The sequence below is a fragment of the Micromonospora sp. NPDC000663 genome, assembly GCF_042898105.1.
Classification (GTDB): domain Bacteria; phylum Actinomycetota; class Actinomycetes; order Mycobacteriales; family Micromonosporaceae; genus Micromonospora.
The window spans coordinates 159382-183230 of the sequence record NZ_JBIAYR010000001.1; the positions used below are offsets into that span (position 1 = coordinate 159382).

The 23849-nt window shown below is 66.5% G+C and carries 18 protein-coding genes and 2 pseudogenes; 11 read left to right on the forward strand and 9 right to left on the reverse strand.

The genetic code is table 11. The features are described from left to right. Window positions 1–521: 521 nt before the first annotated feature. Window positions 522–5393, forward strand: coding sequence for a LamG-like jellyroll fold domain-containing protein (locus tag ACFY1S_RS00755; RefSeq protein WP_387111265.1), 4872 nt, complete (start codon window positions 522–524; stop codon window positions 5391–5393). Between the two features lie 617 nt (window positions 5394–6010). On the opposite strand, the gene ACFY1S_RS00760 is transcribed toward ACFY1S_RS00755, so the two are convergent. Then, on the reverse strand, window positions 6011–6544 hold the full coding sequence (locus ACFY1S_RS00760; RefSeq protein WP_387111267.1) for a hypothetical protein: 534 nt from the start codon (window positions 6542–6544) through the stop codon (window positions 6011–6013). A 636-nt stretch (window positions 6545–7180) separates the two neighbouring features. Beyond that, window positions 7181–7711, reverse strand: a complete 531-nt coding sequence (locus ACFY1S_RS00765) for a VOC family protein (protein WP_387111270.1) — start codon at window positions 7709–7711, stop codon at window positions 7181–7183. A gap of 467 nt (window positions 7712–8178) precedes the next feature. Here ACFY1S_RS00765 and ACFY1S_RS00770 point away from each other — a divergent pair, with 467 nt between their 5' ends. Further along, a complete protein-coding gene (locus tag ACFY1S_RS00770) occupies window positions 8179–9126 on the forward strand; it encodes a GlxA family transcriptional regulator (protein ID WP_387111272.1) in 948 nt (315 codons plus the stop codon). A 297-nt stretch (window positions 9127–9423) separates the two neighbouring features. Here ACFY1S_RS00770 and ACFY1S_RS00775 read toward each other — a convergent pair whose 3' ends face one another. Further along, complete coding sequence (locus ACFY1S_RS00775; protein WP_387111275.1) at window positions 9424–9546, reverse strand: hypothetical protein; 123 nt, start codon at window positions 9544–9546, stop codon at window positions 9424–9426. Window positions 9547–10653: 1107 nt separating this feature from the next. Between ACFY1S_RS00775 and ACFY1S_RS00780 the strand changes: the two genes are divergently transcribed. Continuing rightward, window positions 10654–11223 carry an ArsR/SmtB family transcription factor gene (locus tag ACFY1S_RS00780; RefSeq protein WP_387111278.1) on the forward strand — a complete coding sequence of 190 codons (570 nt, stop codon included), beginning with the start codon at window positions 10654–10656 and terminating at the stop codon, window positions 11221–11223. Between the two features lie 411 nt (window positions 11224–11634). Here the strand turns inward: ACFY1S_RS00780 and ACFY1S_RS00785 are convergent, their stop codons facing one another. Together ACFY1S_RS00785 and ACFY1S_RS00790 are read right to left on the reverse strand one after the other, a co-directional pair. Further along, entirely contained in the window at window positions 11635–11757 is a 123-nt protein-coding gene (locus tag ACFY1S_RS00785) for a hypothetical protein (protein WP_387111280.1), read from the reverse strand. Between the two features lie 135 nt (window positions 11758–11892). Further along, entirely contained in the window at window positions 11893–12111 is a 219-nt protein-coding gene (locus ACFY1S_RS00790) for a transposase (RefSeq protein ID WP_387114164.1), read from the reverse strand. Window positions 12112–12543: 432 nt separating this feature from the next. Between ACFY1S_RS00790 and ACFY1S_RS00795 the strand changes: the two genes are divergently transcribed. Then, window positions 12544–13788 (forward strand): MFS transporter, encoded by a 1245-nt coding sequence (locus tag ACFY1S_RS00795; RefSeq protein WP_387111282.1) that lies wholly within the window; start codon window positions 12544–12546, stop codon window positions 13786–13788. Between the two features lie 28 nt (window positions 13789–13816). Further along, window positions 13817–14866, forward strand: coding sequence for an aldo/keto reductase (locus tag ACFY1S_RS00800; RefSeq protein WP_387114167.1), 1050 nt, complete (start codon window positions 13817–13819; stop codon window positions 14864–14866). A gap of 409 nt (window positions 14867–15275) precedes the next feature. Here the strand turns inward: ACFY1S_RS00800 and ACFY1S_RS00805 are convergent. The 4 genes and pseudogenes from ACFY1S_RS00805 to ACFY1S_RS00820 all read right to left on the reverse strand — a co-directional run. Further along, a pseudogene (locus tag ACFY1S_RS00805) lies at window positions 15276–15683 on the reverse strand (GPP34 family phosphoprotein); the annotation flags it as partial. Window positions 15684–15697: 14 nt separating this feature from the next. Next, window positions 15698–16601: pseudogene (locus tag ACFY1S_RS00810) on the reverse strand (acetamidase/formamidase family protein). Continuing rightward, on the reverse strand, window positions 16598–18004 hold the full coding sequence (locus ACFY1S_RS00815) for an APC family permease (protein WP_387114170.1): 1407 nt from the start codon (window positions 18002–18004) through the stop codon (window positions 16598–16600). Before ACFY1S_RS00815 ends, ACFY1S_RS00810 begins: the two are co-directional and overlap by 4 nt. 346 nt (window positions 18005–18350) lie before the next feature. Next, a complete protein-coding gene (locus tag ACFY1S_RS00820) occupies window positions 18351–18707 on the reverse strand; it encodes a helix-turn-helix domain-containing protein (protein ID WP_387111284.1) in 357 nt (118 codons plus the stop codon). Between the two features lie 215 nt (window positions 18708–18922). Between ACFY1S_RS00820 and ACFY1S_RS00825 the strand changes: the two genes are divergently transcribed. From ACFY1S_RS00825 to ACFY1S_RS00850, 6 genes are all read left to right on the forward strand, one after another. After that, entirely contained in the window at window positions 18923–19693 is a 771-nt protein-coding gene (locus tag ACFY1S_RS00825) for an XRE family transcriptional regulator (RefSeq protein WP_387111286.1), read from the forward strand. A 3-nt stretch (window positions 19694–19696) separates the two neighbouring features. Continuing rightward, entirely contained in the window at window positions 19697–20167 is a 471-nt protein-coding gene (locus ACFY1S_RS00830) for an NUDIX hydrolase (protein ID WP_387111289.1), read from the forward strand. 92 nt (window positions 20168–20259) lie between these two features. After that, the gene (locus ACFY1S_RS00835) at window positions 20260–20826 is read left to right on the forward strand and encodes an HD domain-containing protein (RefSeq protein WP_387111292.1); all 567 of its coding nucleotides are present in this window, start codon (window positions 20260–20262) and stop codon (window positions 20824–20826) included. A 235-nt stretch (window positions 20827–21061) separates the two neighbouring features. After that, window positions 21062–21967, forward strand: a complete 906-nt coding sequence (locus ACFY1S_RS00840) for a radical SAM protein (RefSeq protein ID WP_387114173.1) — start codon at window positions 21062–21064, stop codon at window positions 21965–21967. Continuing rightward, the gene (locus tag ACFY1S_RS00845) at window positions 21964–23190 is read left to right on the forward strand and encodes a methionine adenosyltransferase (RefSeq protein WP_387111295.1); all 1227 of its coding nucleotides are present in this window, start codon (window positions 21964–21966) and stop codon (window positions 23188–23190) included. Before ACFY1S_RS00840 ends, ACFY1S_RS00845 begins: the two co-directional genes overlap by 4 nt. Next, window positions 23187–23843 (forward strand): class I SAM-dependent methyltransferase, encoded by a 657-nt coding sequence (locus ACFY1S_RS00850; protein ID WP_387111297.1) that lies wholly within the window; start codon window positions 23187–23189, stop codon window positions 23841–23843. Before ACFY1S_RS00845 ends, ACFY1S_RS00850 begins: the two co-directional genes overlap by 4 nt. Window positions 23844–23849: the final 6 nt, after the last annotated feature.

Consider the following 23849-nt stretch of genomic DNA (forward strand, 5'->3'; position numbering starts at 1 on the left):
ACCCGGGGCTGGGCGGCTAATCTCGGAAGTGGCGGAGTCATGGAGCTTGGGGACTACGGTCTAGTGCCGGGCCTCTAATAATTGAGTCGCTCCTTCGCTGTTGGCGCTAGCAGCGAGTGTGGCGGGAAGATACCGGCAGGCAGAGCAGCGCGGACTCATAGAGTGTCGGGCCGGACCTTGGGGTGGGCCGTTCGGGCCGATCGAGTATGACAGCCCAATTCCTTCGACCGGGACCGGATTTTTCGGGCACCACGGCGATGTCAATAAAAGACGGAGTCGGCTTGGGGGTGAGCTTCGATGGCTGCAGTAATAATGTGCCGGGGCTCTGGGCTGGCCCGCTGCCGAAGAGTCCACTCATGTGTACTGATAGCTGATAGGGAGGGTGGCCGGCGCTGCGATCGCCCCACCCTCAGTAATCCCCAGATTGCGGCAGTCGGATCAGTTGCCGGAATGGCCAGGGCAGCGACGTCGGGACTGTCTCGGCTCTTGAATGCATGAGGAAAAGAAACAAGGGGAAATAAATGATTTGTCGGGAACGCATCGCAGCCCTGCTGGTGACCGCGGTGGGCGCGACGGTGTTGTCGCCCGCCTGGGTGTCGGCGTCCGCGCCCGCAGCGGAGCGGGATTGCCGCCCTTCGGCAGCGCAGGATGCCGCGGCCGTGGTGATGGCGAAAGCCTGCAACGCTAGGGTGGAACTCGAGTCGCGGCGTAGCGCCACGCTTCAGGTGTTCGCCAACCCGGACGGTACCGCGACGATTGAGCAGTCCGCGTTCCCGCAGCGGGGCAAGCGGGCGGACGGTGCCTGGGCGCCATTGGACGAGACACTGGAGCAGAGGGCCGACGGCACGGTCGCGTCGAGGGTTTCGGCCGTGGATCTGGCTCTGTCCGGAGGCGGGTCGGGCGCCTTCGTTCGGGTGGAGCGTGCTGGTGGTGAGGTGGCACTGGCCTGGCCGGACAAGCTTCCCAAGCCCGTGCTGGACGGCACGCGTGCCACCTATCGGCAGGTGTTTCCTGGCGTCGACCTGGTCGCCACAGCGCGGCCTACGGGCGTGTCGTTCGTGCTGGTGGTGAAGGACCGCCAGGCGGCGGCCAACCCGAAGTTGCGGAAGCTGACGCTGAACAGCTCGCTGAAGGGAGGTCTGCGGTGGGACGGTAACCGCGCGGTGACCAAGGCGGGTCATGCGGCGTTCACAGCGGTCGCACCGGAGATGTGGGATTCATCCGGAGTGCGGGCGTCGTCGGTGGATGCGCCGGCGGATGGTGCTCGGCAGCGGCCGGTGAAGTTCGGTGTGGACGATTCCGGCAAGCTGACGGTAACTCCGGATGTGCGTTTGTTGACGGATCCCGATGTCAAGTTTCCGGTGTACATCGATCCAGATGTCGGCTTCCGTGAATGGACGATGATCAACGAGGCGGCACCGAATCAATCGTACTGGGCGAAGGACCGACGGGATTGTTCGGGCTCGTACAACACGGACTGCGCGAAGGTGGGTTACTACCCGTCCGGTAACGAGGGTGCGACCTATTCCAGGTACCGGTCCATGTTCGGATTCGCGACCGACGCCTGGCAAGGTAAGCAGATTCTGGAAGGGCCGGGGATCAGCCCACGGTTCACCATCGACTTGCTGCATTCGTACAGCTGTACCGCGCATACCACGCATCTGCATCCGATCGGTTCTACGTTGAACTCCGCCATGAACTGGAACAACACCGCAGGTTTGTGGCGCGGCGCGGTGTCCAGCCCGTCGATCAGCACATGCAACTATGCTCGCAAGTACACCGAGTTCGGTATGTCGGCAGCCGCGGTGACCGGTAACGACCTGGGAGGCGCAGTCGCGTTCGGGATCCGGGCGAACAACGAGGGCAACACCAACGAGTGGAAGAAGTTCGACGCCTACACGGCGAAGCTGATCGTGCACACCAACACGATTCCGGCCGCCCCGGACCGGCTCACCGTGGACGGTAAGGCCTGCGTGACCGGTGCCGAGCGGCCGTTCATCGCCACGACAGCACCGACGTTGCGGGCGTGGGCCAGCGACGGCGACGGCAACACGCTGACGCTGTCGTTCGAGCGGCAGCGGATTCGTGACGACGGTAGCGCCGGGCCGATCCTCACATTGCAGCAGGCCGGCGTGCCTTCCGGCACGCAGGCGCAGGTCGCGACGCAGTACGGTGTTCTGGAATCCGGCGACGAGTTCGTCGGGACCGGGGACTGGGACCGTGATGGTGTGCGCGACGTGCTGGGCCGCGACCCGGACGGTTACCTCTACTTGTTTCCCGGGCGGGTCGTCGGCGGCAAGTGGTCGGTGGGATCGCGGGTGCAGCTCGGTCTCGGTTGGCATGCCGGCGAGTACACGATCGCCGGGGTGGCCGACTGGGACAATGACGGGTTCCTTGACATCGTGGCCCGGGCCGCCTCCTCCGGCCAGTTGTTCCTCTATCCCGGTACCGCGACCGCTTTGGAGGCACGCGTACTTCTCGGCAGCGGCTGGAACGAGTACACGTTCGCCGGGCTGGCCGACTGGGACCGGGACGGGAAAACCGACATCGTCGCCCGTGACGGCGGCGGTGCGCTTTGGCTGTATCCCGGTGACGGTACGCGGAACTCGACGGGCCAGCCGCGCGTGCAATTAGGAGAGGGCTGGGACGAGTACACGTTCTTCGGCGCGACGGACTGGGACCGTAACGGCACGGCCGACATCGTGACCACCGATGCCGACGGATATCTGTGGCTCTACCCCGGCTCGGGCGCCCGATCCCGCTACACCGGCGACCCGCAGCGGTTTGAGATCGGCGAAGGCTGGCAGGGATCCACCGCACGCACGATCGGGGACGTCAACGGTGACGGCACGGTTGATCTGGTTGCTCGTTCGTCGACGCAGGAATGGTATGCCTACCCGGGCAGTGGTGGCCGCAGCTACGGCGGCGAGCGCTGGACGATAGCCGCGAGCGGAATCGGCGGCGGCACGTACGCGTTCCGGGCTCACGCCAGCGACGGATCGAGCACCGGCCCGCAATCGGGCTGGTGTGAGTTCACTGTCGACGCCGTGGCGCCGTCCCCGGCGAAGATCACGGCGGATGTGTATAAGGAAGGCACGGACGTATGCAGCGGCGGACCGTGTGGTTCGGTCGGCCAGACCGGACAGTTCACGTTCGAGAGCTCGCCGGACGTGGTCTCGTTCCGGTGGGGATTCAGCGACCCGCCGACCACCGTCGCGGCGCCGGCCAGTCCGGGCGTGCCGGTCACCGTCAACTGGACGCCGTACACGGGAGGGGCGAAGGCTCTGTTCGTGACCGCCGTCGACCGCGCCGGCAACGAATCGCGACGCACGTACCGGTTCATGGTGGCCTCGCCGGCGAACCCGGTGGCCCGGTGGAAATTCGATGACGCTGCCGGCGCGACATCCATCGCCGACAACAGCGGCAACGGGCACGGGTTGAGCCCGAAGGGCGGTGTGACGCTCGGCGCACCCGGGAGGTTCGTACCCGGTGCGGCAGGGGGCCGGCGCACGGCAGTTCAGTTCGACGGAGTTGACGACTACGCCGAGCGGGCCAATCTGCTGGACACCAGCAAGAGTTTCTCGGTGTCTGCCTGGGTGCGGCTGACCTCCAACGGCACCGCCGATCAGACAGTAATCGCACAGGCGGGCGGTGAGCTTTCCTCGTTCTACCTCAAATACGTTGCCACCGAGAACCGGTGGGCTTTCACGGCACCGTCCACCCGAACTGCATCGACGGCCGTGATGTGGCAGGCGTGGGGCACGTCCACGCCCCGCCCGGGGGTCTGGACCCACTTGACCGGCACGTACGACTCGGCCGCCAAGCAGCTGAAGCTGTACGTGGATGGCAAGTTGGAGGGCACTGCGAACGCCGCCACCCTATGGAACTCCACAGAGGCGTTCCGGGTCGGCCGGGCAGGCGCTTCCTACTTCAAGGGCGCGATGGCGGAAGCCCAGGCGTGGCCCCGGATGATCACGGCCGACGAGGCGGCCAGACTGGCCGACCCGTTCGCCGCCGGACCCACTGGCGACTGGCAGTTCGAGGAGGTGGAGTCGTCGCAGGCCACCGACTGGTCCGTCTTCAACAGGCCGTTGAACCTCCTCGGCGGCGCACAGATGCCGGCTGCGGACAGCGGATACATGGGCACGGGATTGCTGCTCAACGGCACCACCGCCTATGCCACCACCGGGCACCAAGTGTTGCGCACAGACCAGTCCTTCACCGTCTCGGTGCGGGTACGGCTGCGGGATACCGGCCGGGCGCAGACCTTCCTCGCCCAACGCGGATCCGGCCCGAACCCGGGTTTCCGCCTCGGCTTCGACCCGGCCTCCGGTGGGCGATGGCAGTTGTCCGTGCCCGCCTCGGCCACCGACGCCGCGCACGACACGGTCGCCAGCCTTCAGGCGGGGTCGCCTGCCACGTATCACCAGCTGGTCGGCGTGGTCGACCTGCAGCGCCGAGAGATCCGGCTGCACCTGGACGGGGCTTTCAGTGCCACCGTGGCGTTGAACCCGGCCTGGCAGGCGTGGGACGCGACCGGGGCACTGCTGGTGGGCACCACGGGCACCGACCACTTCGTCAACGGCGACATCGATGACGTCCGGGTGTTCCAGGGGGCGACCGGCAGCATCAAGCCCGTTATGTCGGGCACGAGCGAGCTCCTGCCTCATCAGCGTCTGATTGCCGACCAGGAACTGAGCTCCCCGGACGGCCGGCACGTCCTTCGCATGCAGGCGGACGGCGATCTCGTCTACCTGCGCGACGGCAACCGGGCATGGGAGTCCGGCACCGCCGGCAACCCAGGGGCGTACGCTCAGATGCAGATTGACGGCAACTTTGTGATCTACCAGGCGTCCGAGGCGCCGCTGTGGGCCACCAGCACCCACCAGACCGGAGCTGACCGTCTCGTCATACGGAACGACCTCGGCGTGGTCCTCTTCGGGCCGGACAGCCAGGTGTTCTGGCACCCGGCCGGCGCCCCACCGGTCGGGAAGGTAATCTGGCTGCGGTCCCACTCCAACGGGAAGAACGTCGTTGCCTGGGCCGACCGGCCCAACACACCCCTCGAAGCGAACACCACCGTGCTCGGGCAGTGGGAGAAGTTCGAGGTGATCGACGCCGGCGGCGGGCGGATCGCCTTGCGCGCGCTTGCGAACGGCCATTATGTGGTCGCATACGCCGACCTTGGCGGCAACCCCGTCTACGCGAACTCGACGATCCTAGGTGGATGGGAACAGTTCGACTGGGTCGGACTGGACGCAGGCGCGGTCTACCTGAAGGCGGCAGCGACCGGTGGGTACCTTCTGGCTCGTGCCGACGAACCGTCCGCGCCCCTTCGCGCAAACGGCATCGCGGGGGCCTGGGAAAAGTTTTCCTGGGGCATCTACCAGTAGAGCCTGACCTCGTACGGGTCGACCGCACCTTGCGGTCGACCCGTACGGCTTGATGATTGCTCCGTCTCCTCGACAGGAATGTCCGGAACGACATTCCTTGCCGGCGTCAACGCCGGCAAGGCACGGACATCGAGAGTGCGCTGAGTTGATGTGCAGTGGCCCCGACCCGTCCGGACATTCTGGCTCGCGCGATGGCAGGTCCGGCAAATGCTGGCGCGACGGACGCTGTCTCGCTGAGCCGGAACCAGCCGTGGCCATTCGCCGATCAGATCAGCCAGGACTCGGGCTGCCTCCTCGTACCCCTCAGTGCCAGGATACCGACTGATACGTCGAGAACGGCATCGAGACTGTCGGTATGCAAGAACGAACTGTCGAAGACAAGTCACCCCGCCGGTACGACGCGCTCAGTACCGATGTCGAGCAGGAAGTTGCCGTCCGAGAATCGGCGGCAGCAATGAACCGCAGTTCTCTGCTCGCTGCCGGCTCGACGCCGAACCCTCCGACACTGCCCGTGGCGGACGCAGCGCCGCTGAGTGGTGGGCGTGCTCCGTGTCCCCTCGGACACCTTGCAGCGTCTGAACGCCGCTGCCAGATTGCTGTATGACGAAGTGGCCCGACTACCCTTCCCGGCGCACCGGCCGTGCCGCGTTCAATGTGCGGCTCGATGATCGATGCGGTGCCGTGACGCGGCGGCGTCGGCGCACGTGGGCGGCGGTCACTGCCAGCAGCAGCGGCGGCCACAGCGCCGCCGGCAGGTAGCACGCGATCATCAGTAACGCCCAACCGGACGTCGGCCGGTCGGCGAAGCCGCTGACCGACGGCCAGTTGACGACGCTGAGCACCACGATGACGGCGACTATGGCCGCCCCGGCGACGGCGATGGGGACCACCAGCCAGAGGGGGAATAGGTCACCCCAGCGGTACACCAGGCCCAGAGTAAGCGCGGCGAAGGCGATCGACAGCACGCTTAGGGTGATGACGTACGTCGTGCCGGCACCGGGAATTCGCTCGAGTCGCAGGTGCTCGGCGGTCCATCCGAGCGGTACGCCGAGGCCCACCGCGGTACGCCACAGTGACGACGGCAGGACGCAGGCAACTGTGGCCCACGCTGCCATCACGGCCCATCGCGGCGTACCTGGGGATGGCTTCATGATCGAACCATACCGCCAGGGGGCCAGTTCTCCCTCTCCGCTGAGCGCTCCTCGATCGCTCATGTCGCTCGACATTGTTCGGCGTAGCCCTGCCCATCCCGTGCCGATCTCGAACCGGCCCCCGGGCCTCATGCCCCGGGCGTGCGCCGGGCACCGTTGCCCCGGAAACCCACAGCTGACCCGACTCGGGATCGCGTGCCACCACGTCGGGCCTGCTGTCCGGGTCCCAGTCGATGATTGTCTGGATTCGAGGTGTCCGGCTCGAAGGTTGGAACCTTAGCCGCGGCGTGGTGGTCGTATGGTTTGCCGCCTGCTCAGGCAGCGTCCGGGCGAGGCCAGGGCGTCGAACTGGAGCGCCTCGAGCTTGGTCTCGTCGACGCGCAGCGCGTAGCCGCCCGGGCCGCGGGTGATCGGGACCCCGTCCGAGCACCGACAGCAGCCGATGGACGTAAAGCCGTACGTGCTCCGCGGCGGACCGCGGTGGCGCCGGCCCATACACCCCGTCAACCATCCGCCGACCGTGACCTTTGGTGTTCGGTGCCGCCAGCAACATCGACAGCGTCGCGCGCTGCGGTACGTCAGGTCGGTCATCGCACCCGGGCTGGTAAGGATGTGTAGCGGTGGCGCTTCGCGCGGTCAGCCCTTCTTGAGCTCCTCGGCGAGCATGACAAGGATGCCGCTGGGTCCAGGCAGATAGGTGAGCTTGTAGACCTCGCCGTAGGTCGCGACACCACGCAGCGGATGGCAGCCGTGCCTGGCGGCGATCGCGAGGGCCTCGCCGATGTCGTCGACCGAGAAGGCGACGAGGTGCATGCCGATCTGGTTGGGCCGGGTGGGCTCGGTCTCGATCGCCGCCGGGTGGATGTACTCGAACAGCTCAAGGCGGCTGGTGCCGTCCGGCGCCTGAAGCATCGTGATGTTGGCGTGGTTACCGTCGAGCCCGACTGCGGTGTCGGTCCAATCCCCGCTGACCGTGCCGCGGCCCAGGAAGTGCAGACCGAGGTCGGTGAAGTAAGCAATCGTCGCGTCGAGATCGCGGACGGCGATGCCGACGTTGTCGATTCTGATGAGAACGTGCTTCTCCCATATCAAGCGCGGCGGTGAGGAGCGCGCGACGACAGTGGTGGTCCCTGATAGCCGGTCGAATACGATGAACCGCGTCGGCAAGTCCACAGACCTTCTGGTTCGACACTCGGCACTGGTGCAGCGGCTTATCTTTGAGGGGTGAGCAACAATACCGAGAGCTGACGGTCGCACTTGCGTGCGTATTCGTCGTAGAGCGGGAAGATATTAGCCATCCAGCACCCGGGCGTTTACTACGAAGGTTCTCTCCAGCGTTATCGCCCAGGATACCAAGTAACCGGCCAGGCAAGTCGCGCACGGGAGTGCCGGCGCCGTGAACGCGGCCCAGCGGTGGCCGTTCCGGGCATCGCGCACGCCCTCCCGTCCGACCGGATACTAGGACTTCACACCACTCCGAGAGTCAAGCGACGATCACTCCGCGCGATCGGACATGACTGAGATGGCGTCTCGCAGGAGCGGGGCGGGGTACATGACCATTCGACGTCAGTCGAACGTCAGTCGAACGTCAGTCACTCCCCATAGGGTCGGCGCCGTTCGGGGAGGTGTCACCCATGTCGGGGTTCAAGTCGCTCGTGGCGTATGTGCCGGAGGGCGTGGAAATGCTGGGTCTTGGGCTGGTCAGCGCCATGTTCGGGCGTAAACCGTCCGGGCCGGACGTTCGGCTGACATTTTGCACCGATCAGCCGGGACCAGTGATGACCGACAGCGGTCTGACGTTGACCGTGCCGCACGGTCTGGTGGCGTTGTCTCAAGCTGACGCTGTGGTGCTCCTGGCCGGAGCTGGGCCGTCCACCGCAGTTTTTGCCGCAGCGCGCCGGGAGCACGATCGCGGCGCTCTGGTCGCCGCGTATGGGTCCGGTGTGCTGGCGCTCGCGGCCGCCGGTTTACTCGACGGTGCTCGGGCCACAACACACCCGAAGCTGGCCGAGGAACTCGCCGCCGCGTACCCACTCGTGACGGTGGAACAGCGCGCCGTGGTGGACCAGGGCACGGTGATCACCGCGGCCGGGCCTCTCGACCTCTATCTGCATCTGCTGCGGCGCGAGCACGGCGAATCGATCGCAGACGCGGTGGCCTGCCAGGCGGTGCTACCAGCACTCCGAGACGACGGGCTGACCTCGTCGCCGGACGAATTCCTCGCCGGGGTGGTGTCTTGGGCGCTGGCCAATCTGCACCGGCCGTTATCGGTGCAGGAGATGGCGGTGCAGGCGGTAATGAGCCCGAGGACGTTCGCCCGCCGGTTCCGGGCAGCCACCGGCGTCACCCCGCACGCCTGGCTGACCAGCCGCCGGCTTGCCCGGGCGGAACATCTGCTCGCCGACACGGACCTGTCGATTGAGCAGATCGCTCGCCGTGTCGGCTATGCCAGTGGTGCCGTCCTACGGGAAGTCTTTATCAAGAGCCATGGCGTCCCGCCTCGCGACTTCCGGCGCCGGTCCCGATACTGGTACCGGCCGAGGTCGAGGGAGCGTTACCGTATGGCTGAGTGCCCGTCATGAACACCGCGAAACCCAAAGCCGGCACGGCTGCTGTGCCATCTCATTTGCCGCCGTATATTGCCTAGTTGGACGAGATAGTTGTCGACCAGGACGTGTCCGAGGGTGGCCGCGAGGGTTCCCGGCTGCATCGTCACGTCGTACCAACTGCGGCTGGCAGGCGATCTTCGCTCCTCGACGGGAGCGATCATCCTGACCGGCAGCGCCAGATCGCCGAAGAGTGGACACCCACGTAACCGCCGATGACGTCGAAGGTGTACTCGTGTCCCTCCAGGAACGCCTCCTGGCCGCAGGACACGGTCACGTGGTGCACCGCCAACCCGGGGTGGCGAGGTCCTCAGCGCTCACGCATGCGGCGTCCAGGGCGCGTTGCAGTGTCTTGTCGTTGACCAGCCAGCGGGCATGCTCGCGCTGGACGTGCATCGCGCCCGTACGGCAGGTCGGCTGCCCATCCACCGATGGCCGACAGCGGTCGCTGCCCGGCCGCGATCACGCTGACTGCGAGTAGGCTGGGCAGGGGCATGCACCCGTCCTGATCAGCGATGATGACTCCACGATCGTGGGTCTCTCGGTGTTGGATCATTCGGCCCAGAAGCCCCGATCCGGTGTATCGATCGTCGGGTCAGATCTGGGCGTGGCCACCGTTGGGATCCTCTGCCCCGGGTCAGGAGACTCGCCCGGCGCCGCCCCAGGCGTGCGTGTGTTCTCCCCGACCGAGATCGAGGTTCATCTGCTGGCCGGCAGTCATCGGCTGCTGGAGACCCGCCGTGGCGAGGTCGCCCAGCCCATCGCGACCTCCGGTTCCGGGTCGCCGCCAGCGGCATCGCCTGAGCCGCGAGCAGTAGGTGCTCGTTTCGCCGCGCCAGGCGTACGGCGATCCGCGCCTGCCAGCGTGATCGCTCGGGTCGGCTTCCGACGCGGTAGGCCGCGGCCAGCCCGACGAGGCCGGAGAGCTCTGCCCGGCGGGAGCCGACCGCCTGGTTGACGGTCAACGCCTCCCGATGGCTCGCCACCGCCTCGGCGACCTCCCCGAGTGCGCGGGTGCACCACGGCCAGGTGTTGAGGGTCTCCGCCTCCGACCGGCGCCGGTCGATGCGCCGCGCCAGTGCCAGCGCCTCGGCGGCGTAGTCCCGCGCTTTGGCGAGATAGCCCAGCTCGGCGTAGGCACCGGCCAGCCCATCCAGATCCGTGGCTTGGCCGTAGAAGGTGCGCGGGTCAAGGTCGGCGTATCGGCGGATGAGCTTGGGGCTACTGAGTCCGGTCATCGAGTCGCGCCTGGCCGGGTCGGCACCGACCAATGGCCCATGGCCCGACCTTCCACCATCGCCGTCGATCGCAGAATGCGACTAGCAATACGAGAAGGACCAGGTCAAGTCACTCGACTGGGCGGTCCGAGGCGCAGCCTCATTAGTACTGCAACGGCAGTGAACAGGTACGACGTATCGATGATCGGTTGGCTGGGCAGGTTGACCGCAAAACGACGGGCTGACCACAAGACGATTTGCGCAAGTATTGTTGTATACTTCACGCGTGCAACAACAGCCGCCGGACGTCAGGCAGATTGACCATTTGCGTGCGCTTACCGCGCTCGCCAACCAAAACCGAGCGCGGATCATGGACGCCCTGGCCGTTCACGGTCCTTCGACAACCACAGCTCTGGGACACATGACAGGGCTGGCGTCCGGCAGCGTGTCGCATCACCTCAAGGTGTTGGTCGACGCAGGGCTGATCACCCGTGCCCCTTCCGGTCGCGATCGTCGAGAGCGCCGGTGGAAGTTAATCACCCGAGGGATGAGCTGGACTATCGGCCAGTTCCGGGGACACCCCGCTACTCAGGCCGCCGCCACATCCGCCGAAGCTGCCATGCTCGAGCGGCAGTACGAACGATTTCGTGAATTCTTGGAGACCCGACAGGAGCCGTGGGGCGACAGCGCCTACAGCGGGCAAGTGTGGTTGCGACTAGCCCCAGACGAGCTCGCCGAATTGGGCCGACAAATAGACAATTTGCTGCTCGGTTGGCGACGGCGCCAAGATCCTGATGACGGGCGGGATCGGCGGACCGTCTTGGCCTTCGTTCACGCATTCCCAACAGAGCCCTGACGTCGACGCTTCGTGCGAGTGGCGGTGATGTCTGCGCGTGACCGCCGACGGCTAATGTCGTCGCGTTAACTGCTGGTCCTGCGTGGGCCTGGGGCGCATCCGACGGATCATGGCGACGGTGGCGGTCGGGTTGTGCGTGGCGCCAGATGATGATCGAGGCGTGGTCATGGTGGCGTGGTACCGGTCGTGGAGTTTGTTGTAGCGGGTGGCGACTGTTTGAGCCGGGTTGAAGGCCCGTTCGATTTGGTTGCGGTTCTTGTACTTTTCAGCGTCGAAGACCCGTGGTCGCCCGCCGCGGGAACTGCGGCGGGCCCGTCCGGCCAGCACGTCATCGCGTTCCGGAATGGTGTGCGGGATGCGGCGTGCTCTCAAGGACCGGCGATTGGCGCGGGACCGGTACGCCTCGTTCAGTCAAATGATCGAGACGTTTGCGGCCCGGCCCACCCCGGCGAGCCGGGGGACGCTGACAGCATCGAGCAACGCCACCAGTTCCTTGGTGTCCAGCAGCCTGGCCCGGAGTGATCCGGGTGCCAAGGCTGCGGCCGCGACCCTCGGCGAGCAGATGCAGTTTGGTGCTCAGGCCTCCGCATGAGCGGCCGATCCCTTGGCTGCCCGCGATCGGGCTCAGCGCCTTTACAGGGCCCGGCCGCGCTCTGGTGGGCACGATCGTCATGTCGGCCTGGGCCCGCCAGTCCACGTCACCGGCGGCGTTCGCGTCGGCCTGCAATCGCTGCCGGATACGGCTCCGTCTTCCAGGGGCCCGTATCGGTCCGGGACCTGATGCCAATTCGCGCCGTTCTCGGTGCGCCACACAATCCCGTTGATCACCTGCCGATGATCACGCCAACGGCCGCCACGCTGCAGATCCATGCTGGGACTATCGATCATGGCCACGCGTAATGATCTGTCAGATCGGCCCTAGAGGGTCATGCGATCGTGCGCAGGCAGCGTGAGGGGCCCATCGAATCGCCGGCCACCGGATCGTGGAGCACGCCGGCGCGAGTCGTTCGGCCAGCTTCTCGCCATCGATGCTGCAAGGCTCGAGAAGGCGAGCTCAAGTTCGGCACAGAGCTCGGAACGCCGACGGGTTGCTCGTCGAGGCGATAGCTGCTGTTGGGAATCCGGTCAGCCCCAGGGCTCAGCCGAATCGTGGGTCCCGGCTGGTGCCTGCGCCGAGCTGCGTCCAGCCTACGGCAAGCCGCCGGGCGGATCTCTTTCGCGACCGGCGGTATCTGGTCGCGGGCCGCTGCATGTCGGATGTCCGCTCGCCGGCCTGCAACCAGATTTGCGCAAATGTGCTTGCAGACATAGCCTGGTGGCGTGCAGCGCCTCCCATCCGCCTTCCGGATACTCTGGATCGGCGAAGCCGTCAGCCTCTTTGGTACGGCTACATCGGCGACGCTGCTGGCGTTGCTCGCAGTCACGAAGCTGAACGCGGGCGCCGGATGGATGGGGCTGCTGGCTGCGGCTACCTGGTCACCCTGGTTGATCTTGGGCCTGCCTATCGGAGCCTTGGTCGATCAGGTCTCCCCGCGCAGCGCGATGATCGCAAGTGATCTGGTCGCTGCCGGTGCGGCAGGTGTGGTACCGCTGTTATGGGCCACCGGAACCCTGTCGTTACCAGCATTGCTGGCGGTAGCGTTCGTGCTGGGTTTGTGCGCCGTCGTCTTCCGGGCTGCGTTGCCTCGACTCGTCCTCCGAGTAGTAGATGTGGCGCATTTCGGGGCCGCGAACTCGCGGCTCTACGCCACCGAATCGGCCAGTACGGTTGTTGGGCCCGGCGTGGCGGGCCTGATCGCTCAGGCAGTCTCCGCTGCGGTCGGCGTGCTGCTCGACGCCATCAGCTTTCTTGTTTCCGCTGCCTGTCTTACTCGCATCCGCATCACGTCATGTTCGTCCGGTGAGCCGGACGCCATGACGGACGACACACTCGTACGGCGGGTCAGAGCCGGCGCAGAGCTCGTCGCGCGGGATCGTTACCTACGCTACTTCGCTGGTCTGGCAGCCCTGCAGAACTTCGGTCTCACCGGTCTGCTGTCGCTTCAGGTGCTCTTCCTTGTCGACGAACTGGCCGCGCCGCAGGTGGTGATCGGGCTCGTGCTCGCCTGTGGCGGCATCGGCGGCGCGATCGGTGGGTTGCTGGGTCCACGCTTCGCGCGACGGCTCGGCACAGCGCGCGCCCCGGTCGTGCTGCAGCTCATCAGTTGCGGCAGCCTGCTTGTGCTCTTCGCAACTTCCGGTGCAGGCGTCGTATGGATGGCGGCCGGTCTACTGCTCGGCCAATTCGCCATTGTGGGAGACAACGTCGTGCGAACGACGTGGCGTCTCTCCTATGTTCCCGAATACCTCCAGGCCCGCGTGAGTACCACGATGCAGATGCTCGCATTCGCCGCGATGCCGGTATCCGGGCTCGTTTCTGGCTGGCTCGGCCAGCAACTCGGTGTCCGTATGGCGCTCGCGCTCATGCTTGGTTGCTACGTGGCGGGTGCGCTCACGATGCCGTTCGGCCCGCTCAAAGGCCGTCGCGACCTCCCAGCACCGGTTTCCCTGCGTTCGGAGCTCTGAAAACCGAAAGGATCTCGATCTCATGACCATGACCTATGCGCCGCTCGGCCGTACCGGCATCACTGTGTCCCGGTTCACGCTCGGAGCAATGATGTTCGGCTTAGCCGGAAACCCGGACCATGACGACTGCATTCGGATCATCCACACCGCCCTGGATCGGGGCATAAACTTCATCGACACTGCCGATATGTATTCGACCGGCGAGTCGGAAACAATCGTTGGGAAGGCTCTCCGTGGCCGTCGTGACCAGGTGATCCTCGCGTCGAAGGGATACTTTCCGCTCGAGCAGGGCCTCAACAAAGGCGGCAACTCACGACGTCACCTGCTCAACGCCCTTGATGCCAGCCTGACCCGGCTCGGCACCGACTACCTCGACCTCTATCAGGTGCACCGTCCGGATTGGGATACCGACATCGAGGAAACGCTCGGCGTCCTTAGTGACCTCGTGCGGGCTGGCAAGATCAGAGCATTCGGGTGCTCTACGTTCCCCGCGCACGAGATCGTCGATTCCCACCGCGTCGCCGACGCCCGTGGGCTGATGCGCTTCCGCACCGAGCAACCGCCCTACAGCCTTCTTGCCCGCAGCATCGAGCGCGACGTTCTGCCGGTCGCTGAGCGATGGGGCATGGGCGTACTTACCTGGAGCCCACTGGGTTTCGGATTCCTCACCGGCCGTTATCGGCGAGGGGTCCAACCCGCAGCCGAGGGACGGTCTGCCCTCCGGCCGGCCTGGTTCGACCCCACCGACCCGATCGTGGCCCGCAAGCTCGACGTCGTCGAAGAACTCCTGGCCGTGGCCGACGACCTTGGCCGTCCATTGCCCGCGTTAGCGATGGCCTTTCCTCTCGCACACCGGGCCGTCACCTCGGTCATCACCGGACCGCGCACGATGCAACAACTCGAATCCACACTGGACCACGCCGACCTGGTCCTCGACGAGCAGACATTGGACCGACTTGACGAAATCGTCCCGCCCGGCACGGACGTTTACCACCCGAACGGTGCCTTCGTCGAACCTTGGATCGCGGACGCGACGCAGCGCCGACGAATCGCACGAGGCAACGTCGCGCACAGTTAGTAGACTGCAACCCGATGTTGCGCGTGAGCTGCGTGGCTCGTTGACGGGCATGCTGAGTGGTGAGGTGTTCGCGGAGTGGCAGTCGGTTCTGGATAGTTTGTTCGCGGTGATCGCGGGCCGGGTTTCGCGGGTAAAACCGCGGCTTGGTCATTCGTCTATGTGCGCGGCCTGCTGGCGTCGTTGGATCGGCGCAGCGGGCGGACGGTCGCCTAGCATGCCAGCCAGTGATTATTCCGGCGAGGACCGGAGCCGTTTCTTAAGTGGGTGTTTTAGAGGTCCTAACGAAATGATCCTGAGGGTTCCTTTGTAGAGGGTGATCTACGATTTCGGACCGTGAGGCGTGGTGAGCAGCCGCCGTGGGTCGTGTCGGACGGGCTGTGGCAGCGCATCGAGCCGTTGCTGCTCAGCGGTCGGTGCGGGTGAGCCCGCCGAGGTGGCGGCGCACGTCGTGGCGCAGGATCCCGCCGGCGTGCAGGCCGGCGCGGGTGCGGTCGTACAGGTCGTCGGCGAACCCGCGCAGCCATCCCCGCAGCGGTGGGGTCGGGTGGGCGTAGCGGATGGAGGCCAGGGCGGTGTCGGCGATCAGGTCCCCGACCGGCCGGTCCAGGTGCAGCCACAGCCGCTGCTCCCCTTTCGGCCCGGTGTCGTCGGTGGTGTCGAGGGTGATCCGTCCGGCCAGGAACAGGTCGATCAGCACCGCACCGGCCAGGCCGAGGGCGAGGGCTTGGCGGTGGATGTGCGGCTGGCCGGTGTCGTCGTCGTGACCGAGCAGGAACAACTCGTCTCGCAACGGCAATTGGGGGATGGACGAGGTCATCTCGATCCCGCCCCCTACGGTGGCCCGCCGGCGTGCTGCCGCAGGCGGGCGTGCACCCCGCCGTAGGCGGCGTCGAGCTGCTCCAGGCCGGTGAGGTCACCCACCCAGCCGACCAGGTCGCGGTGCGCCATCCCGTACGCGTCTTCGAGGGATGGGCGCAGCCAACCGGCATGATCGAGGTGTCGGTCTCCAGGCGCGGCTACACCGTCGGGACGCCTTTTGAGGACCTCGATGATCAGGGTGGTGGTTGTGGCGATCTCCACCCGACGCCGCAGGCCTCACCTTCGCCCTGGCGGGCGTGGCCGTCGCCGAGGGCGAGCATCGCCCCGTGCACATTTACCCCCAGGTACAGGGTGGTACCGGCGCGCAGCTCTGGTGTGTCGAGGTTCCCGCCATGGCTGTCGGGCACGATTGTCAAATGCGACTCGAAACCGCCCGGGGCCACGCCGATGGTGCCGATCATCGGGTCCAGCGGCAGGTCGACGGTGTGGTCGCTGTCGGTGGCGTGAAGCGGACCGTGCCGGCCTGCTGGTCGATATCGTATACCCACACCCGCTCCTCGAGAGAGGGCTGCAGGGCCGCCGTATGTGAGGTGGCGGTCAGCGCCCCGAAGGGCGAGAACGTCGAGGAGACTCCCCAGTCGCGGGCCGGAACGATCGAGGCGAGGTGGACGGCGAGGGTGTCGCCTGGCTCTGCGTCCTCGACGAAGAACGGCCCGGACACCGGGTTCAGGTACGGCATGCGGCACACCTGCGACGGCAGGTCCGCCGGACCGCGCACGAGGCCGCCGAAGCAATCCTCCGTGTGCACCCGCAGCACGTCGCCGGAACGGACGTGGGCCACCGGCATCCGCCCGCCGAAGGTGTAGGCCAGCTCGTCGCGGGCGGGCCGGTAGGTGATCGTGTCCATGGTCGTCACACCCGTTCCACGTGGCGGGCCTGCGGCTGCGCGGGCGCCAGACCCGACAGGGCGGGTCTGCGGCTGGTCAGGTACAGGCCGGCGAGCACGACCACGCCGAGGGCGAGCCAGGCCAGACCGAGGCGCTGCGCGGCGATGTTCGCGTTGACCACCACGTAGGCGAGGATCGCGAAGCCGATACCGGGCATGACGAGGTGCGCCCACCAGTTGCGGCTGCGCTGGCGGATGAGATGGTGCACGACGACGGAGACGTGCAGAACCAGGAACGCGACCATCGCCCCGAAGTTGATCAGCGACGACAGCAGCGTGATCCCGTCCGCCCGGGTCGCCATGTGCAGGCCGAGGGCGAGAGACACAGCACCGGTGAGCAGGGTGGCGTTGATCGGCACGTTGCGGCGGATCGACACCTTCGCCAGGAAGCCGGGAAGCTGCCGGTCCCTGGCCATCGCGTACAGCAGTCGCGAGGTGGCGACCTGGGCGACCATCGAGTTCGGCAGTCCCCACGCAATGGCCGTCGCCACCGCGCACAGCGTCGCCAACCAGCCTCCGCCGGCCACGGCTGCAGCGTCGTAGAACGCGGTGCCGTTCGGATCGCCGTTCGCCAACAACGAGGTCGAATCGGGGACGAGCATCGCGGCCAGCCACGTCTGGGCGATGAACAACACCCCGGCCAAGATGAGGACGGCGGCCATCGCGCGGCCGATCTGCCGAGCCCCGTCTCGGGTCTCCTCGGCCAGCATGCTGATGCCGTCGAAGCCGAGGAAACTGAGCACGGCGATGGAGACAGCACCGGCCACCAGAGACCATGTGAAGGTGTCTGGATTGTAGAAGGCGTCCCAGCTGAACCTGCCTCTACCCGTTGCGAGAGCCCACGCAGCCACGGCCAGGAAGACGGCCAGGACGAGCAGCTCGCCCACGAGCATCACCCGGGTCACCACCGCGGTCATCCGGATGCCGATCGAGTTGACGATCGTGTTGACCCCGACGAAGCCGAGCAACCAAAGCCACACCGGCACCACCGGCACGGTGGCGTGCATCGCCACCGACGCCACCAGGTACAGCAGCCCCGGCACGAGGACATAGTCCAGGAGGATCACCCACCCGGCAAGGAACCCGACCGGCGCGCTGATACCCCGGCCGGCGTAGTTGTAGACGCTGCCCGACATGGCGAATGCCTTCACCATCTGCGCGTAGGAGAACGCGGTGAACACCAACGCCACCACACCGACCGTGTACGCCAGGGCCACCATGCCGCCGGAACCGGCGTAGACGCTGCCGAAGATCGCCATCGGCGCGATCGGCACCATGTACACCAGCCCGTACGCGACCAGGTCCCGGAACCGCAATTGCCGGCTCAATTCCTGGCGATAGCCGTATCGTGCAAGGTCATTCTGCTCGTACATAGAATTCCTCCCCAAATGCGATAGGCTCAGATCAATCTCTTTAGAACGTTGCAACAGCACTCTTCCTCAATCGAAGGAACTGACGGAAAGAGCCTTTCCGCCGACTTGAAGCCGGTGCATGACTCGGTTGGACACTCAAACCTCGTCTAGGCCGGGGGCGAGTCCGCCCTCAGGACGAACGGAGTCCCCCCGCCAAATGGACGATCTCGCGACGTGGTGCCGAGGGGCAGCCCAGGATGGGGGTCCACGGTGATCCTCGTGAGCTGCGGCGATTCGTGGCGCGGCCGTCGCCGGCGATCGTGGAACTACAGCTGGTAGCACCAGAGGCTCGGCCGCAGGCATCGGCTCAGGGTCCGTAAGCGAGGCCCATCAGCCCTCGGGGAATCCTCAGACCTTCAGCGACCCGTTCGAGCACCTCGTACGAGGTGACCCGCCGACGACCTCGGACTATCGCCCGGACCTGGTTCTCGGTCGTTCCCGTTGCCGCAGCGATCAGCGCCTGGCTCCACCCGCGAGACTTGAGGAACCGGAAGATTGCGCAGACGTCGCGGTCGCGCAGCAGGTCGGGTAACGGGCGCCCCTCGAAGGAGCCGTTGATCCACCAGACCGGATCGGCCAGACCGCGGGTCTGCCGCCGGCTGCCGTGAGCAGGAGGCGCCTCCCCTCCAGCAGCACCGCCGACGCGGGCGTTCGTGGCCGTCATGGGCAGCATGATCCCTCCGAACCTTGAGCTGGCGCCGACGCGATCACTCACGCGGCCTGACGCTGAGAACGAAGACGCCGCTCCTGCGCGTCCGTCTCGAGCTCCATCCGATCGCTCATCGTGGGGATTCGGCCACCACGGGTCAGGGACTATCGCGGACGTCTTGATGGCGGTATAAACGCCCCTATGTGTCCCTCTGACTGCCTCGAGTCCTGATGCCGAACGAACGTCTGCGCGGGACGATGTCGGCCAAGGGGCTGACCACGCAGCGGTGCGCGGAGCTCATCGGGGTGGACCCGAAGACGGTGGAACGATGGATCACCCGCGATCGTGTCCCGCACCGCGCCCACCGCACCGCCGCCGCGGACTTGCTCGGGGTTGACGAGACATATCTGTGGCCGTCGGTGGTGGATGACCCTCGAATCGTGTCTGCCGGACGGGCAGAGATGGTCGAGTTCTACCCGTCCCGCTCAGCCGTGCCGCTCGAACTGTGGCGTTCGCTGATCCACCAGGCGCGGGAATCGGTTGACATCCTCGTCTACGCCGGGCTCTTCCTGCCCGAGCTCCACGACATCACCCATCTCGGCGAGCGGGCACGCAGCGGCTGCCGAGTACGGGTTTTGTTGGCCGACCCCAACGGAGCAGGGGTACGTCGGCGGGGAGAGGAGGAAGGCTTCGGGATCGGACTCGCCCATCGGGTACTGCTGAGTCTCCGGTACTACCAGCCTGTCCTGGCCATCCCCGGTGTGCAGTTGCGGCTGCACGACACGACCCTGTACGCGTCCATCTTCCGAGCGGACGAAACCATGCTGGTCAACACCCACACCTACGGGTCCACCGCTGCGCACAACCCGGTGCTGCACCTACGGCGCGTTCCCGGTGGCAGAGTCGTTGACCACTACCTGGCCAGCTTCGACCGCGTTTGGGCCGGAGCAGAGCCGATGACAGATGCCGATGCGGTGATAGCCACGTTTGATGAGAGGTGACGCATGCCGCGCCGCGACTACTTCAACGACCCGGACGCGCCAAGGGCCAACAGTGTTGTGCCGTCGGTTGTGGCAGCAGTACGCAACCAGCGCGGCGAACTGCTGATGATCCATCGCACCGACAACAATCTGTGGGCACTGCCGGGCGGAGGCCACGACATCGGCGAGTCGATCTCCGACACGGTGGTGCGGGAGGTGCGCGAGGAGACCGGCATCGAAGTCGAGGTCACCGGCCTGGTCGGCACCTACACCGATCCCCGACACGTGATGGCCTACGACGACGGCGAGGTGCGCCAGCAGTTCTCCATCTGCTTCAGCGCCCGACCCATCCGGGGGGAGCCGACGCCCTCCAGCGAATCCCGCCAGGTCCGCTGGGTGGATCCTGCCGATCTCGACCAGCTGGACATCCATCCGTCGATGCGGCTGCGAATCGACCACGCGCTGGCCGACCGAGGCGTCCCATACCTGGGCTGACCGCAGGGGCGTTTCTGGCGCCGAGGGGACGTCTCGACTGTCCTGATGACGGGATGAGGCGTGTCGCTCGTTGTGCGGCTACCGTTCGAAGCGTGTCAGACCTCGTGACCACCGCCCGCGACCTTGCCGCCGACCTGCTCGACTCCCCGGTACTGACCCAGCGATGGGCGCACGTCCAGGGTGTCGCCAGGCGGGCCGCACAGCTCGTGGCGGCGGTTGAAGCCGGTGATCGCGACCTGCTGGTGGCAGCAGCATGGCTACACGATGTCGGTTATGCCCCGGGCGCCGTGGAGACCGGCCTGCACTCTCTCGACGGTGCGCGATACCTCCAACGTCGGGACTTCCCGCCGCGGCTTGTCAACCTGGTTGCCCACCACACCTGCGCCCGGGTCGAGGCAGCCGAGCGCGGCCTGGAAGACGCTCTCGCCACCTTCCCGCTGGAAGACGGACCCCTGATGGACGCGCTCGTCACCGCCGACCTCACCGTGGGGCCGCAGGGACAACGTCTCGACGTCTGCGAGCGTATCCAGGAGATCCTGCGGCGGTATCCCGTTCAGAGCCCTGTACACCGCGCCATCCAGCGCGCCGAACCCCTGCTCGTCGCGCACGTCCGCCGGACGCTTGAGCGACTGGGCCTCCCCGGGCACCCGACCCAGTGACGGTGGAAGCGACAAACCGGTGCGGTGCAGCCGGCACGCGGACACGAGGCAGGTACCGCTCAGCGTCGTGACCAGGTGGGCTCACTCGTAGCAACCCCACGAGGGGGTCCCACGGTGGACCCCCATCATGGCCTTCCCGGTGCAAGCTGCCAGCGACCACCCTATGAATCGGCCGTCATCGAAGGATTCGGTTGGGCGGTCGACTCTGGGAGGTGGAACCTTGCGTATCTCAGCAATGACGTCCGATCCGGTCCCCTGGGAGTGGGAGTTCGACTGGCACCTGACCAACAGGTGCAACTTCCTCTGCGAGTACTGCCACCCACAGATCCGTTACGTCCTGAACAAGGTGCACCTAACCGAGCCGTCTCCGGAGCTCGTGGTGCGACGGTTCGAGGATCTCGGCCACCCCTGCCTCGTGCACATGTCCGGCGGCGAGCCGTTCCTGTTTCCCGGCTTCGCGGATCTGTGCGCTGGCCTGACAAGGAAGAACTGGATCAGCATCAACACCAACCTGGCGTCGCCGGAGTTGGTTGCCGACTTCGCAGCCAAGGTGGACCCGACCCGGGTCGCGAAGATCGTCGCGGCGCTACACGTCCCCGAGCGGGAGCGTCTCGGCCTGCCGTTAGAGACCTACGCCAAGTCGTTCCGGATCCTGCGGGCGGCCGGATTCGACGTGGTGTCCCTCTACGTGCTCTATCCGCCGCTGCTGTCGCGGCTGCGCGAGGACCTCGCCGTCCTCGCCGGGCTGGGTGTCGAGCCGTTGCGTGCGAAGGTGTTCAAGGGGGTGCACGAGGGCCGCCGCTACCCGGAGGCGTACACCGACAAGCAACGCAGGCTGATTCTCGCCAACTCCGGCGAGTACGTGTTCAACCAGCCGTACCTCGACGGCATGCTCGCATTCCGGGGCCAATCCTGCACAGCTGGCATGACCTCGTTCAAGGTCACCGTGACCGGAGAGGTCCGTCGCTGCGCCTCCGTGCCGACCGCCTACGGCAACCTGTACGACGGCACCTTCCGGCCGGCCCAGAGCGCCGAGCCCTGCCCGGCGCGCAGAGTACTCGTGCTGTCACAGTGCCTGGCCTACCTGGTCGATCCGCCCAAGGCCGCCGCAGCACCGGCCGCGACGGAGGCCCAGGCATGAGGATCGTGACCAGCCTCGGCGCCACCCACCCTGATCGCGCACTGTTCGACGTCGCCGAACGCAAGGGCATCGGCCACCCGGACAGCCTCGCTGATCTCGTAGCCGACACCTTCTCCCGCCGTTACGCGAACCTGTGTCGCGAGCGGTTTGGCGCGGTTCCGAATCACTGGGTCGACAAGGTGAATCTGGTCGGCGCCGCCGCCGACGTGCGTTTTGGTGGCTTCGACATCCGCAAGCCGGTCGACTGCTACCTCTTCGGCAAGCTCACCGAGCGGATCAACGGCGCTGACCTGCCGATAGCCGACCTGTTCGACGAGGTGCTGCGGGAGGTCTTGGCGGAGGCGCTCGGCGACGACGCGGCTCTCGGCCACCTGCGTGCCTACGTCAACAACACAGCCGGTACCGCGGTGGACCACGACGAGCAGTTCTACCAGCCACGGACGGCGGGGGCGATTCACCGGGTGCTGGCGGACGAGTCCGTGGCAAACGACACCGTCCTATGCGCAGGAACTGGTGCTCCGGGTGTGGCGGCGGCGGTCGCGGTGTGGCTGGAGTCGTTGGTAACCAGGAGAGCCTTCCGGGATCGGTACGACACGGGAACCGATGTCAAGGTCATGGCGGTTCGCGCCCAGGGCGAGCTGGACGTGACCGTCGCCGTACCGTTCCATCCCGAACGCGTACCCGACTGGCCGGCGTACCAGGAGCGCCTGGACGCCATCCACGGCGAACTGACCGCAGAGCTGAAGAGGTTCCTGGACGGGACACCCTTGGTCAGCGAGGCACGTCTCTGCCTCAACACGAAGGACCTGCCGGGCCGGGGGTATCTCACGCCGTTCGGAACGTCCCTCGGCAAGGGGGACTGCGGCGCCGTGGGCAGAGGCAACCGCTACAACGGGGTGATCGAGCCGCTGCGCCCCTCCAGCGGCGAGGCCCCGGCCGGAAAGAACCCGCTGCACCACGTCGGAAAGATCTACACCGCGATCGCCGACGATCTGGCCCGTCGCCTCCTCGTCGAATTGGGTGTCTATGCCGAGGTGGTGATCGCCGCCCGCAACGGTGACCAGCTCGACAGGCCCGCGTACGTGCTGATTCGGGCGGAGGAACCTCTTGGGTCCGCCGGCGAGGCGCTCGCACGAGAGGCGGTGGGAAGTGCTCCCGGCTATCACGAGCGATTCCTGTCCGTCGACCCGATCACGCACTTCCGAGGCCAGGGAAGGCCGTGACTACCACCGCGCTGGACCAAGCCCACATTCGTCATCTCGACGACCTGCGAACTCGTTCCGCTGTCATCGACAGCCAGGGCCTGCGACTGGGCGACACCTACGTCATGTTCTTCGCCGAGGACGACCTGATGGCCGAGCACGCCCGCCGCCTCACTGCGGGCCGTGAGGGCGCCCGGGTGCTGGAGGTCGGTTTGGGACTGGGGGTGTTCGCCGAGCAACTCGCCGCCTGCGACCCCGGCACCTACCTCGCCGTGGAGCCGCACCCGGGCGTGGTCGACCTCGTCACGCCACGGGTCAGGTCGGCGCTCTCCTGCCCGGTCACCGTCCTGACGCAGCCGTGGCAACTGCTCGATCTCCCTCCCAAGAGCGCCGACGCGATCATGTACGACACGTGGCCGCCGGAGGGCCACGCTGATCCGGACTTCGCGGCGTTCGTGGAGCGGGTCGCCGTACCTGTGCTGCGGCCGGGTGGGCGGTTCAGCTTCTTCCAGAGCGGAACTCGTCTCTCGCCCGCTCGAGTGGAGGTTCTCGACCGCCACTTCCCAGGGTGGACTGTCTCACCGTACCGACTGCCGGCGGCACGCTTGCCCGGCGCCTGGACCAAACCATCCAACGAGTTCCTCGTGCCCATCGCGGAAGTCGGGGTGAACTGATGCGCC

What these genes read in the sequence shown, in the direction of transcription:
- ACFY1S_RS00755 (WP_387111265.1), top strand. Translation starts at nt 522, where the DNA reads ATGATTTGTCGGGAACGCATCGCAGCCCTGCTGGTGACCGCGGTGGGC.
- ACFY1S_RS00760 (WP_387111267.1), bottom strand. Translation starts at nt 6,544, where the DNA reads ATGAAGCCATCCCCAGGTACGCCGCGATGGGCCGTGATGGCAGCGTGG.
- ACFY1S_RS00770 (WP_387111272.1), top strand. Translation starts at nt 8,179, where the DNA reads ATGTCGGGGTTCAAGTCGCTCGTGGCGTATGTGCCGGAGGGCGTGGAA.
- ACFY1S_RS00775 (WP_387111275.1), bottom strand. Translation starts at nt 9,546, where the DNA reads ATGCACGTCCAGCGCGAGCATGCCCGCTGGCTGGTCAACGACAAGACA.
- ACFY1S_RS00790 (WP_387114164.1), bottom strand. Translation starts at nt 12,111, where the DNA reads ATGATCGATAGTCCCAGCATGGATCTGCAGCGTGGCGGCCGTTGGCGT.
- ACFY1S_RS00800 (WP_387114167.1), top strand. Translation starts at nt 13,817, where the DNA reads ATGACCTATGCGCCGCTCGGCCGTACCGGCATCACTGTGTCCCGGTTC.
- ACFY1S_RS00815 (WP_387114170.1), bottom strand. Translation starts at nt 18,004, where the DNA reads ATGTACGAGCAGAATGACCTTGCACGATACGGCTATCGCCAGGAATTG.
- ACFY1S_RS00820 (WP_387111284.1), bottom strand. Translation starts at nt 18,707, where the DNA reads ATGACGGCCACGAACGCCCGCGTCGGCGGTGCTGCTGGAGGGGAGGCG.
- ACFY1S_RS00825 (WP_387111286.1), top strand. Translation starts at nt 18,923, where the DNA reads ATGCCGAACGAACGTCTGCGCGGGACGATGTCGGCCAAGGGGCTGACC.
- ACFY1S_RS00830 (WP_387111289.1), top strand. Translation starts at nt 19,697, where the DNA reads ATGCCGCGCCGCGACTACTTCAACGACCCGGACGCGCCAAGGGCCAAC.
- ACFY1S_RS00840 (WP_387114173.1), top strand. Translation starts at nt 21,062, where the DNA reads ATGACGTCCGATCCGGTCCCCTGGGAGTGGGAGTTCGACTGGCACCTG.
- ACFY1S_RS00845 (WP_387111295.1), top strand. Translation starts at nt 21,964, where the DNA reads ATGAGGATCGTGACCAGCCTCGGCGCCACCCACCCTGATCGCGCACTG.